8 protein-coding genes are annotated in these 13,766 nt (G+C 65.1%); 5 read left to right on the top strand and 3 right to left on the bottom strand.

Annotation, left to right across the window (positions count from 1 at the left end; translation table 11 throughout):
* Positions 1-152: 152 nt before the first annotated feature.
* The gene (locus GNK13_RS21030) at positions 153-1,169 is read right to left on the bottom strand and encodes a Gfo/Idh/MocA family protein (protein WP_164104603.1); all 1,017 of its coding nucleotides are present in this window, start codon (positions 1,167-1,169) and stop codon (positions 153-155) included.
* Positions 1,170-1,627: 458 nt separating this feature from the next.
* Between GNK13_RS21030 and GNK13_RS21025 the strand changes: the two genes are divergently transcribed.
* From GNK13_RS21025 to GNK13_RS21015, 3 genes are all read left to right on the top strand, one after another.
* A complete protein-coding gene (locus tag GNK13_RS21025; protein WP_235935385.1) occupies positions 1,628-2,032 on the top strand; it encodes a thioredoxin family protein in 405 nt (134 codons plus the stop codon).
* 234 nt (positions 2,033-2,266) lie between these two features.
* A complete protein-coding gene (gene murB / locus GNK13_RS21020) occupies positions 2,267-3,145 on the top strand; it encodes a UDP-N-acetylmuramate dehydrogenase (protein ID WP_164104602.1) in 879 nt (292 codons plus the stop codon).
* Positions 3,146-3,200: 55 nt separating this feature from the next.
* Entirely contained in the window at positions 3,201-4,076 is an 876-nt protein-coding gene (locus GNK13_RS21015) for a hypothetical protein (RefSeq protein ID WP_164104601.1), read from the top strand.
* 551 nt (positions 4,077-4,627) lie between these two features.
* Here the strand turns inward: GNK13_RS21015 and GNK13_RS21010 are convergent.
* On the bottom strand, positions 4,628-6,373 hold the full coding sequence (locus GNK13_RS21010) for a TIGR03545 family protein (RefSeq protein ID WP_164104600.1): 1,746 nt from the start codon (positions 6,371-6,373) through the stop codon (positions 4,628-4,630).
* Positions 6,370-7,275 carry a TIGR03546 family protein gene (locus GNK13_RS21005; RefSeq protein WP_164104599.1) on the bottom strand — a complete coding sequence of 302 codons (906 nt, stop codon included), beginning with the start codon at positions 7,273-7,275 and terminating at the stop codon, positions 6,370-6,372. Before GNK13_RS21005 ends, GNK13_RS21010 begins: the two co-directional genes overlap by 4 nt.
* Positions 7,276-7,585: 310 nt before the next feature.
* Between GNK13_RS21005 and GNK13_RS21000 the strand changes: the two genes are divergently transcribed.
* On the top strand, positions 7,586-10,492 hold the full coding sequence (locus tag GNK13_RS21000) for a PD-(D/E)XK nuclease family protein (RefSeq protein WP_164104598.1): 2,907 nt from the start codon (positions 7,586-7,588) through the stop codon (positions 10,490-10,492).
* Entirely contained in the window at positions 10,489-13,098 is a 2,610-nt protein-coding gene (locus tag GNK13_RS20995; protein WP_203545391.1) for a UvrD-helicase domain-containing protein, read from the top strand. The genes GNK13_RS21000 and GNK13_RS20995 overlap by 4 nt, the downstream gene beginning before the upstream one ends.
* The last annotated feature ends 668 nt before the right edge of the window (positions 13,099-13,766 follow it).

The following is a 13,766-nucleotide window of genomic DNA, read 5'->3' as shown; positions in this document are numbered from 1 at the left end:
CACCCCCCGGGAGGGTCGCGAGGAACGAGCGGGGAGGGCGATGCGCAACGTCGAGCACGGAGCGCGGCTGAATTCAGCAGGCCCTCCCCGGGCCTGAGAGCCCGATCCTTCCGGGGGGAGGGTAGTGGTGAATTGGAGTCCTCTGACAGAGCTTAGCGCCCGGCGGCTGGTAGCTTGATTTTCCGCCCTTCATCGGCGGCCAAGCGGGCCGTGCGGAGGATCTGCAGCGATCGGCAGGCGTCTTCGAGGTCGCCCATCTTGCGGACCAAGCTGGTGACGGCGCGGTGAAACTGGGTGAGCAGTTGCTCGCCGACCGGCAGTTCGGTGTCGAGCGACTCGAGGTGCCTTCCCGCTTCATCGAACCAGACGAGCGTCGTGGGCAGATCGACGAATGCGACGCCCGAGTCGCAGCGGATTTGCATCGCCGAGGGGGGACGAAAACTGATCGCCTCGTGCCATTCGGCCGGGATGTAGCGGCCACAACTGATCTGGGCGACGACCGGGTCTCCTCCCTCGCTGGCCGGGGCGAATTCGAGCGTGATCGCCCAGTAATCGGGATGGGCTGCCTGGCCGTGGCGGATCGAGCTGACCGAGACCGGTTCGCGGCCGACGACGTAGCGGCACCAGTCGATCAACTCGATCAGTTCCGCATCGGTCCGCCGAGCGGGGTGCTGGGCGCCGTTTCTCTGCCGTTTCTCCTGGCGTGGGAGGCGGCGATGGCAGAACAGCAGTTGGGGATGGCCGAGCCGGGTGGCGATCAGCTCCTTCAGCCGCAACGTGGCGGGGGCGAAACGGCGGGGGAATTCGGCCATGAAGGCGACGCCGGCACGCTCGACGCGGTGGGTCAGCTCGCTCTCGATGGCGGAGTCAAAATCGAGATCCGCGGCCCAGTAGATCGCTTTCCCGGCGTCGCAGGCGGCGAGCACTGGGAGCCAGCCTTGCCAGGAATTCTCGAGCATCAGCACCGCGTCGATGTCGGCCCGGGTCACCATGGATCGGAAACCGTCGCACTGGACCGCGCCGAACTCCCGCGCCGCCTGTTCAGCCAGCAGCGGAACATCGTTGAACACCGCTCGGACCTCAAAGCGATCGTGCAGCATTCGCAGCGACGGGCGGTGCCGTTGTGGCCATGCTTCGCCGAGTCCGAGTAACGCGATCCGGAGCTTCATACAAGTGCTTCTGAAGAGAAGATTCGCAGCGAGGGGAGGGGGAGAGCCCAACTTTTTTGGCTCCCCCGAGAGCCCCTCCGCCAGGCCATTTCTAGCATTTCTCGCGGGGGCCTTAACTATTTTGAAAACCGTATGTTACAGCGCTCGGCTCGAGCCGTAACCCGGCCTCGGCAACACCCTCCCTTGCGGGTGGCCTCCCCCGGTTTCTCCCGGGCAAATTCCCAGCAGCGGTTGCCGACGAAAACTCGGTTCCTATACTCCGCTCCATCCAACCCGCATATTCTTCGCGATCGCTGCCACCTACTTCTTGTTTGACTTATCTGGGCCTTTGGCAGGATCGGGGCGAAGGGACTCGCGGAACCGTTGGAAGATACCATCGCGTCCTGTGTGTTGCTTCCTACGTCGGCGCGTTGTCGGCGGCCGCTGTGGTATCGCCCACCCGTAACAAAGGCCTACTGATGTTGTCGATGCTTCTGACCGCAGTTCTCGCAACGGTCGTCTCTGAGCATTCCCCAACGCAAAAGTACTCCGACGCCTATCGAACCGCCCAGCAGAGCGGCAAGCCCTTGATGGTCGTCGTCAGCGGCGAAGGCTGCCCGGCCTGCCAGACGTTGAAGGCTTCGACGCTCTCGCAGTTGAAGAGCAGCGGGCAGTTGAGCGACGTGACGTTGACGGTGGTCGATCGCGACCAAGAGCCCGAGTTGGCAGGACAGCTGATGCGGGGCCCGATGATTCCGCAGATCATTGTTTTCTCGCAGACCGACAGCGGCTGGAAGCGGCTCCAGTTGACCGGTTTCCAAACCGAAGGCCGCGTCCGCACGCTGATCCGCAAGGCATTGACGCTCGGTCGCCGTAGCTCGTAAACCCATCGACGACCGCGGTGTTCTCGCGGTCGCTTTCCATCGTCACGCGTCTGGTTCGCGCTCGCCATCCGCAGCGCTCGAACCAGACGCGTTTCGTTTTGCGCCTCGATCGCTATCATCTGGACAGATCGCCCTCGGTCAGCGAGGGCGGAGACCGCCCGGGCCGCTCCCCAAGAGCCCCGCGGCATTTGCTTGTTCGTCCTGCACGAATCGCCCTCGAATCCCACGCTCGCGATGCCTCTGCCCGCCGACCTCGACCACCTGATCCGCAACGACGAGCCGCTGGCTCCCTACACTTGGCTCGGAATCGGAGGCCCGGCGCGGTACTTTGCCGAGCCGACCGATCGCGAGGAGCTTTGCCGGCTGGTCAAAGCCGCCGCCGAAAGTGGAATCCCGGTCCGGATGCTGGGCGAGGGTTCCAACGTGCTAGTGCGCGAAGCGGGTTTCGATGGCTTGGTGATCAATACCGCCGCGGCTTCGCTGTCTTCCCTGGACGTTCAGGGCAATCGCCTGATCGCCGGCAGCGGCGCGAAACTCGCCCACGCCATCACGCGGGCGATCGGGGCAGGGCTCGGCGGCCTCGAACGGCTGACCGGAATCCCCGGTTCGGTCGGTGGAGCGGTCGTGGGCAACGCCAGCGCCGGCGGAGCGGAAATCGGTTCGGTGGTCGCGGCGGTCGAGTGCGTCAATAGCGACGGTACGGTCGAAACGCTCGAGAGGAGCCACATCCAATTCGGCCACCGCAAAAGCGACCTCGGTGGTCGGATCGTGCTGACCGTCCATTTTGAACTCGAACCGGCCGACGCGACAGAACTGACCCGGCGACTGCAAAAGTTGTGGATCGTCCGGCGGGCGGCGCGGCCGGCCGACCAGCCCCGCATCTCGCTCCCGTTCGTCGATCCCGATGGCGCCGATGCGGCGAACCTGATCGAACAGGTCGGGCTCAAAGGAACCCGCCGTGGAAACGTCAGCCTCGATTCCCATCACGCCGCCTACTTGGTCGCCCACAGCGGGGCGACGAGCGACGAAGTGCTCGAGCTGATCGAGTCGGTTCGCGAGCAGGTTTCGCGGCAGCTGGCAGTCGACTTGCAGCTAAATCTGAAGATTTGGTAAGGTTCCCGCCGGAGAACGGCTCAGAAACTCGCCGGACGCAAGGAAGTCGTCGACCGTGGGCGCGAACAAGAAAGTGCCGAAGCTGCATCCGCCGATGCCCCCTGAACCGCCGCCGGTCCCCTGGACCGCGCGCGTGCTTCGCGCCCCGGCTGTGCTCTCGCTGATCTGGCCCGCGGCGCTGCTCGTCGGCAGCTATGTAGCCTGGCATCACTGGGGCGCCGAGCGGATCGGCCGCCAGTATTACCGGCTCGAACGCGAAGCGGTGTCGATTACCCCCCCGCCGCCATTCGTCCAGTCGGACATCACCGCCGCTGTCTTCGAGACCCATCAGCTCGAAAAGACGTCGCTCCTCCATCGCCAAGCGACGGCGACGATCGCCCAGGCCTACCAGACCCACCCCTGGGTGCAACAGGTCGTGCGGGTCGAAAAACGCTCCGATGGCGTCGACATCCATCTCCGCTATCGGCAGCCGATGGCGATGGTCCGCGTGATCAGCCAGCATGCGGAGGTCAAAGGACCCGCCGTGTTTGTCGTCGATGGCCGAGGGATTCTTCTGCCGCCCGAGGACTTTGTCGGTTTCGACACCACCTCGCTCCTGCACATCGAAGTCCCCGGAACCTATCCGACCGGCGGGATCGGCAGCCCGTTTGGCGATCAACGCGTGATCGCCGCGGCGGCGCTGGCGGAGTTGCTCGAAAAACACCGCGAGATTTGCAACCTGGCGGCCATCACGCTGACCAACCCCAACCGAGCGTTCAACGAAAGCTGGGTCTACGCAATCATCCGCACCGACGGAACGCGGTTCATCTGGGGCAGCGCTCCGGGTGAGGAAGTTCGCGGTGAACCGTCCGCTGCCGCCAAACTCCAAGCCCTGCTGGCGGACACCTCCCGCGTCGACGACCTCCGGCTCGCCAAACTGCCAGCGAAGTAACTCTCCCTCCCCTACTCGTACTCAGCGCAGCGGTACTCGTACTCAGCGCAGCGGTACTCGTACTCAGCGCAGCGGTACTCGTGATCGAGCCAATGGGGCGAGGCTGGGATGGTGAAAATTTTCTCGTAAATGAGTTGAAGCTGTTCCGCCCAAGACATCACCCTCCCCCCGGGAGGGTCGCGAGGAACGAGCGGGGAGGGGCCGGTAGACGCTCGCGCGATGAGTGGGTGTGACCCTTTTTCCTCAACGAATTGGCTTCTTTTCTAACGGCTTCATCGGGAGTTCGTGCCGAAACTCATTGCCCTCCCCGGGCCTAAGAGCCCGACCCTCCCGCGGGGCGGGAGGATGATGTTTTGACTCGCCGTTTCTACTTCTGGCGCCCTTTTCTTCCGGGCTTTTCACCATCCCAGGGCGAGGCTGCGTTTGAGTCCCACGCCGCGCTCGATTCGAGTACGAGTACGAGTACCGCTTCGCTGAGTACGAGTACCGCTTCGCTGAGTACGTGCACGAGTACGAGGTACCGCTTCGCTGATTTTGAGGCGAACGCAGCCTTACTTCAGCGCTTTATCGAGTCCGCCGCGGAGGCGACCGAGGTAGGCTTCGGGGGCTCCTAGCTCGCCGACCAGTTTTTGGCTGGCTGCATCGATCGAGGCTTGGGTTTCGGCCAGCAAGGTTCGGGCGTCGATCTGCTGTTCGTTGACCCACTCTTGCAGCGCTTGCATCTGCTGTTGGTGAACCCGCTCGACCTGAGCGACCAGCTTGGCCCGGGTCGCCTCGAGCTGGGCTTCGACTGCCAACTGGACGCCTCGCGAGAGTCCCGACGTGAGGTTTGTCTGCACCTCCAGGTCGATGCTTCGCCAGGTACCGGCGAACGTAGCGTCGACATCGACGTGATCGATCTTCGCGAGGCTCTCTTTGAGCGAGCGGATGATGACGGTGTCCTGCAGTTTTTCGTTAGTCGCCAGATCGAGCTTGGTCCCCGTCTGCTTGGAGACCAGGCGTCCTTCGATGCGATTGCCCACCGACTGCAGATCGACCCACAGCTCCAGCCGCCCACCATCGACGACCAAGGAGGCGTCCCGGTTGCCGAGTCGCTGCGAGGGGAGGTCGAGGCTCGGCCAGTGGATCCGCAGATGGTCCCGCGGCACGGCCTGGTCGTAGTAGCGGCGGTAATCGATCCGGACCACCCGCGGGCCTTCGAGGCGGAGCCGAGCCCGCAGCGGCCCGTCCATCACCTCGGTTTGGGGCGTCAGGTTTTCGAGCACGCCCGACAAGGTGAAGGCATCGCCATTGACGGTCAGTCGGCCGTCCACGCCGCACTGCTGGATCAACCACGTCGGACGGGGCGGCCCACCGAGCTGGATCGTCTCGCCGCGGCTCCGCTCGATTGTGGGCCCTGCGATCGTCGCGCCGGCAATGCTGCGTCCCGAATCGAGGTAGTCCCGGACCTGAGCCAGTTGGTCGCGGACGATCGTGCCGAGCAGTTCCGGACCGAGCTCCGCTGGCGAGCCGCTAAAATCGGCAGGCAGATACGATGCGATCCGCTCGCGGTCAGCCCGCTTGGCCGCCTCCAGGGAATGGAGGTCGCTGCGGATCTCCGTCGGCAACGCGTCGAGCCGCTGGTGGACGGCGAGCAACTGCTTGCGAACCTCCTCGGCGCGGCGGAGCGCGTCCTGCATTTTTGGCAGGTCGCGGAGCGGATTGTCGATTCCGCGGGCGGCCCCTTTCAGCGCCCGGATCTCCTCTTCCAACTGGTCGGCCCGAGCGCGAAGGTCCGCGTACTCGGCTTCCCAGCGGTCGCGGATCCGCTTGGCTTCTTGGACCGTCTGCAGCCCGTCGCCAAATGCTTTGGCCCGCTCTTCAGCGTCGCCCGCCAACTCGCCGCACCACTGGCTGAGCAGCGACGGTTCGCTCCCCTCAATCGGCGGTGCCGGAACGACGTCGAGACGACCGCTTTCGCTTCGCCCGCCGCCGATCTCAATCCCACTGATCCGCCCACCGAGCACCTCGTAGCGACGCTGCAGCAGCGCCGCGCCGTCGATCATCAACTCGACGCGGTCAGCGGCGAACGCGTTCCGCATCTCCTTGCGGGGATCGGCCACCTGCACGCCGCTGAACTGCAGCCGCGGCGGAAACAGTCCGACCTCGGTGCTCGCGATCTCGACCTTTGCCCCCGTGGCACTCTGCAGCCCTCGCACCGCGCACCACTGCAAAACCGGGCCGGCGCTCCAGCGAAGTGCGGCGAGGACCGCCCCCACGACCAGCAACCGAACGATCACATAACGCCAACGAATCATGCCGCTTTCCCCTGCCGCGAGTCTCGCAAACGACGCAGCAAATAGCCGAGTGCCTCGTTCATTTGTCCGCCCGAGACGGGCTCACCGCCGCCCGTCGATGCAACGTTTTCGTCCAACGCCGGCCTGAGCCGAATCACGTCGATTTGCGTCTCGATATGCGGCGTCTCAATCCGCTGAGCTTCGGTCCGCTGAGCTTCGGTCCGCTGAGCTTCGGTCCGCTGAGCTTCGCCAGCCTCAAGTCCGTCGGCCAGTGGGTCGGCCCACTCTTCCTCTGCGGCTTGCTCTGAGTTCCCGCCAGCCGGTTGGGCGTCGATCAGCTTTGCGAGGACCGCTTCTCGGTCGGTTGTGTCGGAACTTAAGCTGGGCCGCAAACCGCGGTCGGGTGAAGGGCTTGCGGTGGGTGCGGGTTTCGTTTCGGAACCGGCGCTCGGCAGCGGGACTGGCTCGAAGCGGACCTCGCGCGTCGCGGTGCGGGTCGCAAGCCACTGGAACAACGGCAGCGAGATCGCGTAGGTCGGCAGCAGCGAAGCTCCGGCGAGAACCGTGCTGCCCATCACGACCGTGTTGTTCAAGTCGGTCCAGGGCATGAGCGGCCAGTTCCAGATCCGCTCCATGAACGGCCGCACCTGCTCGGCGCCGAGCACCATCACCCCCAGCTCATGCGTCCACGGATCGAATCGCGCGGCCAGGAAGCTGCATGCGACGGCGGCGAGGGCGGCGACTCCGTGGTTCACACGAAGCGTCACCAGCGAGCTGATCAGCAGCACGGAAACGAGATTCCCTTTGGGGATCAAGCCGATTCCCACTCCGATCGCCAGCCCCCACGCCAACTCGCTCGGACGAGCGCGGCCGAGGACGGCCTGACGCAACGACAGCAACTGCTTGATTATCCATAGAATCATCGGCGTGGTGCCTCCCGCGCACGCTTCGGTCCGCCATATCTGAGTCCCTCCTGACTATCGGCCGCGCCGCTGCGGTAAATTCAGCACAACCGTCAGATTCGGCCGATCCGGCCAAGCGGTCCCAAACCGAACCTCCGCGGCACCCCCCCGCTAGCGACCCACGGCCGGCCGCGCGAGCCCCTACTGTACCCCCGCTACCCATTGCCTCCGCTGGGCTCTACGATTGGCTATTGCGGTCTCTCTTCCGCCTGCACGCCTCTATTTTCCCTGCACGCGTTTTTTCCCTGCACGCCTTCTGGGAGCCAGCGACTTGGGCCCGACGGACGACGATCGCCGAGCAGCCAGCCGCCCAGCAGCCAGCCCATCGGTGCTGCGGCGAACCTATCTCGGCTGGGAGCGGCCGATCCTGCATTCGGCCGTCGAGGAGTTGTTCGAGCGGTACGCGGCTGCCGATGTCTGGGATTTGGGAGGGGTGATGGTCGTGCTGCCGGTGGGTCGGGCTGCCCGTCGGCTGCTGACACTTCTCGAGCGGCATGCCGAGGAGCACGACTTGCCGCTCGTGCCGCCACGAGCAGTGACGATTGGCGCGCTGCCGGAGTGGCTGTATGAGAACCCTCGCCCGATCGCATCGGAGCTGCAGCAAACCTTGGCCTGGACGCGAGCGTTGACCTCCACGGCCGACGCGGAACTGCAGCCGTTGATGCCGGTGGTTCCCGAGCGTGAACCGATTGCTCCTTGGGTGGAGATGGCGGGGACGCTGCGGCGGTTGCACGAAGACTTGGCTGCCGAGGCGCTGGGGCCGTTGGATGTGATCGAGCATGTGGAGACTGAATCGGAGCGGCAGCGGTGGCGGCTGATCGACAGCCTGCATCAACGCTACTTGGGGTTGCTCGACGCGGCCGAACTCTCCGACCCCCACGAAGCCCGCCGCCAAGCGCTCGAGCAACGCCGGTGTCGCGCCGAGCAGCGGATCGTGATGATCGCGTGCGTCGATTTTGGCCAGCGAATCTGCCAGATGCTCGATGCGGTGGGGGAGTCGGTCGAGATTTTCCTCGGAGTCCCCGAGAGCGAGGCGACCGGCTTCGACCGCTGCGGACGGGTCGAGCCGGCATTCTGGACGGACAAGCATCTTGAGGTGGTCGATCGCCACTTGATTGCCGCCGGCGATGCCGACCAGCAGTGCTCGGCCGCTGCTGGGGTGCTGGCCGACTGGGGGGATCGCTTCAGTCCCGATCAAATCACGATTGGAATCACCGACGACGCGTTTGCTCCGCTCGTGGAAACGGAGCTGACGCTCTGCGGGCTAACGCCGTATCGGGTTGCCGGAACTCCGCTGACACGGACCGCTCCCGGCCGGCTGCTGCGTCTGATCGGCGACTTTCTCGCTTCCCACAGCTGGCAGGCGTTCGCGGCACTCGTGCGACACGCGGATGTGCTGAGCGTGTTTTCGGGGACGGCTCGCAGCAGCGATCTGCTGACCGAGTTGGACGCTCTGCGGGCGAACCATTTTCCGGTGCGGATGAATCATCCGCTTCCGGCCGCGGCACTCGCGGGCGAGACCTACGCCAACCTCCACGAGGCTGCTTCGCGAATTTCGGAGTGGTTGGCACCCCTGATGGCACCGCGGCAACCGCTGGCCGCCTGGTGCGAACGCACGCGTCAGGTACTCGGCGATTTGTACGCCCGCCGCGGAGTCGTGCCCGCGGAGAATACTGGCGAGGAGAATACTGGCGAGGGAGACGCGCTCGAGGAGCGCGAGGGACCGCTCGGTGCGGTGGCTCGGGCGCTGGAGCAGATTGACGAGATCCTGGAGCATTTTGCCGACTTGGCTTCCCACTTGGACGTGGAAGTGAGCGGATCGGCGGCGATCGAGATGCTTCTGCAACGGCTCGCCGACCCGCGTCTGCTGAGCGACCCGCCGGCGGACCGGATCGAGATATCGGGTTGGCTCGATCTGCCGCTCGACGACGCCGCCGCGGTGGTCGTGATCGGGCTCAACACGCCGTTTGTGCCGCAGGCGGTGACGTCCGACCCGTTTTTGCCGGGGACGTTGCGGGCGAAGCTGCGAGTGGCCGACAACGAGCGGCGGTTCGCCCGCGACGCCTATGTGCTGCAAGTCATCCTCAGCACGCGACCGGCGAAAGCGCTGATCGTTGGCCGCAATGGTCCGGATGGTTCGCCGACGCCACCGAGCCGGTTGTTGGCCGCTTCGCCGCCGCCGGTGGTGGTGCGTCGCGTGCGGAAATTGCTGGAGCATCCGCCGAACCCTTCGCGGGTTCGCACCTCCTGGCATCGCGAGGCGGGCGCGACCGAGCTGCCGTTGCCGAAGGCCGAACCGGGGAGGTCGCTCGAGGCGATCAGCGTGACCGCTTTTCGCGACTACATGGCGTGTCCGTTTCGTTTTTACCTGCGGCATGTCGTCGGCCTGCGGCCGCTCGACGACGCGGCTTTTGAGCTCGCGGCGAATCAGTTTGGGGACTTGGTGCACGCTGCGGTGGAGGGTTTTGGCGAGTGCGATGCTCGAGCGGCTCGCGAGGTGGATGCAATTACCGACGCCCTGATGGAGCATCTGCATGCCTACGCGGAGAAGCAGTTCGGGAGCGCTCCGTCGGCGGCGGTTCGGCTGCAGATTGCTCAGGCCGAGAAGCGATTGCGGGTGGTCGCCGAGCGACAGGCCGAGCGTCGTGCGGCGGGCTGGGAGATCTTCGCCGCCGAGGCTGCGGTGGTGGCCAGCGACGGAGCGTGCATTGAGCTGGAGGACGGCCGCCGGCTTGCTCTGAAGGGTCGCGTTGATCGGATCGACCACCATCCCACCAGCGGTCGCTGGGCGATCCTCGATTACAAGACGCACGGCCACGCGCCGATGGCCAAACATTACGACCGCCGCACCGAGAGCTGGCTCGACCTCCAACTGCCGCTGTACCTGCAGATGCTCTCGGCGCTCCGGATCGACGCTCCGGCCGAGCACGTCGACGTTGGTTACTTCAACATTGCCGAGAAGGCGGACGAGACCGGGATCCATCTCGCTGAGTTCACGCCCGAGTTGCTTTCGTCGGCAATGGCGCGGGCGAGGGAAGTCGCGCGGGGTGTGCTCGAGGGAGCGTTTGGACTCGATCCCCAGGTGGGTGAGGTGTTGTACGACGATTACGCGGCGATTCTGCAGACCGGCGTGGCTCAGAATCTGCTGGCCGACGATCTGACTTCCAGCGATACATGAGTGAGGTTGCCGTGGATGGCCTGACGCTTCCCCCGCTCCTGGTTCGCGCCTCGGCCGGTACCGGCAAGACCTATCGCTTGACCGGACGGTTGCTGACCGTACTGCTTGGCGGTGCCGACGTGGAATCGGTATTGGCCACGACGTTCACCCGCAAAGCGGCCGGTGAGATCCTCGACCGCGTGCTGGTCACGTTGGCGCGGGCTGCCGAGGAGCCCGAGGCACTGGAAGCTCTCCGCGGGCAGGTCGAGATCGCCGGGCTCTCGGCCGCGGACTGCCAGCGGCTGCTGCACCGCTTGATGCGCGACATCCACCGGCTGCGGGTCTGCACGCTCGACAGTTTGTTTTCGCAGTTGGCGCGATCGTTTGCGTTCGAGTTGCGGTTGCCCCCGGGGTGGCGGCTGACTGACGAGATCGAGGAAGCGTGGATGCGACGCCGGGCGATCGACACGATGTTGGCGGATATCGACGGTGAAATTCTCTCGACGCTGCTTTCGATGCTCGGCAAAGGGGACACAGCCCGTTCGGTCGACCGCGAGCTGCAGGGGATTGTGCTGGATGCATTTTCCGAGTCGCGGTGGTGTCCGCCGTCGGCATGGGAATCGTTGCAGGTCCCCTCGGCTCCCGAGTCGGCCGAACTGACGCGGGCCGCGGGCGTGTTGGGATCGGCATTGGTTGGGCACAAGAGCGCCGACGCCCAGCTGCGGAAGCTAGGGATGGATTTGGAGAGCCGTCATTGGCCCGGCATTGTCGGTCACAAGCTGATCGGTGACGTGGCGGGTCGTTCGTCGGGCGATGACGGCTTGACCTACTATCGCAAACCGCTGGGCGACGACGTGGTGGCCGCACTGGAAACGGCCTTCGCGGGTGCCAAGACGGAAGTGCTCGGCTTGTTGCGACTGCAGACCGAAGCGACCGGAGAGGTGCTGCGGAGTTATGCCGAGCACGTTGACGCGATCAAGCATCAGTCGCGGGCGATGGGATTTGACGACGTGGCATTCCGGCTCGCCCGGTGGATCGACTCGGTCGCGATCGACACGCTCGATTCGCGGATGGACGGATCGATCCACCATGTGTTGTTGGACGAGTTTCAGGACACGGCCCCGGCCCAGTGGTCGGTGCTTCGCCCGCTGGCGCTGCGAGCCGCGACCGATCCGCCTCGCACGACCTTCTTTTGCGTAGGCGACACGAAGCAAGCGATCTATGGCTGGCGGGGTGGCCGAGCCGCGATCTTCGACGCCGTAGCCGAGCAGATACCGGGCGTGGAACAGGCGACTCAGGATCTCAGCTTCCGCAGCAGTCCGGTGATCACGCAGTTCGTGACCAATGTCTTTCAGCATCTCGGGCGGCATCCCAAGTTCTCGGATTCGCAGCCGGTACTGCAATCTCGCGAGGACTATGAGGCGGCTGCCTTGCAGCAGTTCGCCGCTCAGTTCCCCAGGCATGCGAGCGCGAAAACGACGCTGCCCGGTTTTGTTCGGCTGCACACGGGACCGGAGGTCGACGCCGAGGGTGCCGGAGCGAGTGCACGACGGGAGGTCGCACGATTGCGGTACGTGGCCGATGAAGTCGCTCGCTTGGCCGGCGAAGCACCGGGCCGGACGATCGGGATCCTGACTCGCACCAATCGTTCGGTCGCATATCTGATTTATCTGCTTCGGGAGCTGGGCGTCGACGTGTCGCAGGAGGGGGGCAATCCGTTGACCGATTCGGGCGCGGTCGAGGTGGTTCTTTCGGCGCTTCGGATGGCCGAGCACCCGGGTGACCGCCGGTGGGCCTATCACGTCTCGCACTCGCCCCTCTCGGCGCTGCTCGAGCTGCCAGCGATCGGTCCTCGCAGGCGGGACGATCGAGTTGCCGATCGGGTGGACGCGGCGGCGACGCGGGTCCGCGAGCGTCTGGAGTACGAGGGCTTAGCGGCGACTTTGATTTGGCTCTCGCGTTCCTTGATTCCGATCTGCAGCGAATCCGATGCGACGCGGCTTCGGCAGTTGCTTGGATTGGCTCATGCGTATGAGCTGAACCGGCAACCGCGGATCAGCAGCTTTGTGGAGTTGGTCCAGCAGAAGCGGGTCGAGCGCCCGCGTCCGGCTCAGGTCCGCGTGATGACGATTCACCAAGCCAAGGGGCTCGAGTTCGATACGGTTGTCCTGCCGGAGCTTGGCGGCACGCTGGTGCGTCAAACGCGGAAGTGCATTGCTCGGACCGACGGGCCTACGGAACCTCCGCGGGCGATGCTCCGATACCTTTCGCAAACGCAGTGGCAGATGCTTCCGGCGGAGTGGCGGGAAGCGTTTGGCCAGCATGCCGCTGGATTGGTGACCGAAGCGCTGTGCCTGTTGTATGTGGCGGTCACGCGGCCGCGGCATGCACTGCACATGATCATCGACCGAGCCGCCAAGCGGTCGTTTGAGACGCGGACCCCTGCCTCGCTGCTGTACCATGCGCTGGGCTGCACGGAGGATCCGACACAGTCGACGGCCGATCTGTTCACCGCTGGGGACGCCGGCTGGGCGCGACACCTGTCTCCGCTCCCCGAGCCGTCGGCTGAGGTCAGTCCGGCCAAGCCGATTTATCTCCAGCCCCCCCCTCCGGTCCCCAACCGTTGACTCTCGCCCCGGAACCCCTCACCGCCCCCCTTCTCCAAAGGGGTCAGAGCTCCAAAGGGGTCCAGAGCTCCAAGGGGTCAGAGCTCCTCGGCCATTCCCTAGGAGCTCCAAAGGGGTCAGAGCCTGTCCGGAGTTTCCAGCCGGCAGCTCGCCAGCGGCCAGCCCAACCGCTGGCGAGCCGGCCCGCCTGAAGGGGTCAGAGCTTCTTTAGGACCGTCAGCGCCTGAACGCCTGAAGGGGGCAGAGCTGAATGGCACGGGCTTTAGGCGTTGAGCACTGCCAGTATTAGGCGGCAGGGAATGCTAGCACTGCGAGCGGAAGAATTAGTGCTCAAGGAGGCAGTGCCCGCAGGAGTCAGAGCTTCTTTAGGACCGTCTGAAGGGGGCAGAGCCTGTCCAAAGTTTGCTCGTCCGGAGCTGCGTCGGGTCAGCCGTTGGTAACACCGTCCGCTGGAGCCGGTTCCTTTGGGGTCAGAGCTTCTTTAGGCTGGCAGCGTCTGAAGGGGTCAGAGCCTGTCCGGAGTTTCCAGCCGGCAGCTCGCCAGCGGCCAGCCCAACCGCTGGCGAGCCGGCCCGCCTGAAGGGGTCAGAGCCTGCGTCTGAAGGGGTCAGAGCTTCTTTAGGACCGTCAGCGCCTGAACGCCTGAAGGGGGCAGAGCTGAATGGCAC

It is taken from the genome of Candidatus Laterigemmans baculatus, assembly GCF_010367455.1.
Classification (GTDB): domain Bacteria; phylum Planctomycetota; class Planctomycetia; order Pirellulales; family Pirellulaceae; genus Laterigemmans; species Laterigemmans baculatus.
The sequence above is the reverse complement of the archived record's forward strand: the minus strand, read 5'-3'. Positions and strand labels throughout refer to the sequence as shown.

Coding starts and splice junctions, on each gene's coding strand:
- GNK13_RS21030 (WP_164104603.1), bottom strand. CDS start 1,169: ATGAAGCTCCGGATCGCGTTACTCGGACTCGGCGAAGCATGGCCACAA.
- GNK13_RS21025 (WP_235935385.1), top strand. CDS start 1,628: ATGTTGTCGATGCTTCTGACCGCAGTTCTCGCAACGGTCGTCTCTGAG.
- murB (WP_164104602.1), top strand. CDS start 2,267: ATGCCTCTGCCCGCCGACCTCGACCACCTGATCCGCAACGACGAGCCG.
- GNK13_RS21010 (WP_164104600.1), bottom strand. CDS start 6,373: ATGATTCGTTGGCGTTATGTGATCGTTCGGTTGCTGGTCGTGGGGGCG.
- GNK13_RS21005 (WP_164104599.1), bottom strand. CDS start 7,275: ATGATTCTATGGATAATCAAGCAGTTGCTGTCGTTGCGTCAGGCCGTC.
- GNK13_RS20995 (WP_203545391.1), top strand. CDS start 10,489: ATGAGTGAGGTTGCCGTGGATGGCCTGACGCTTCCCCCGCTCCTGGTT.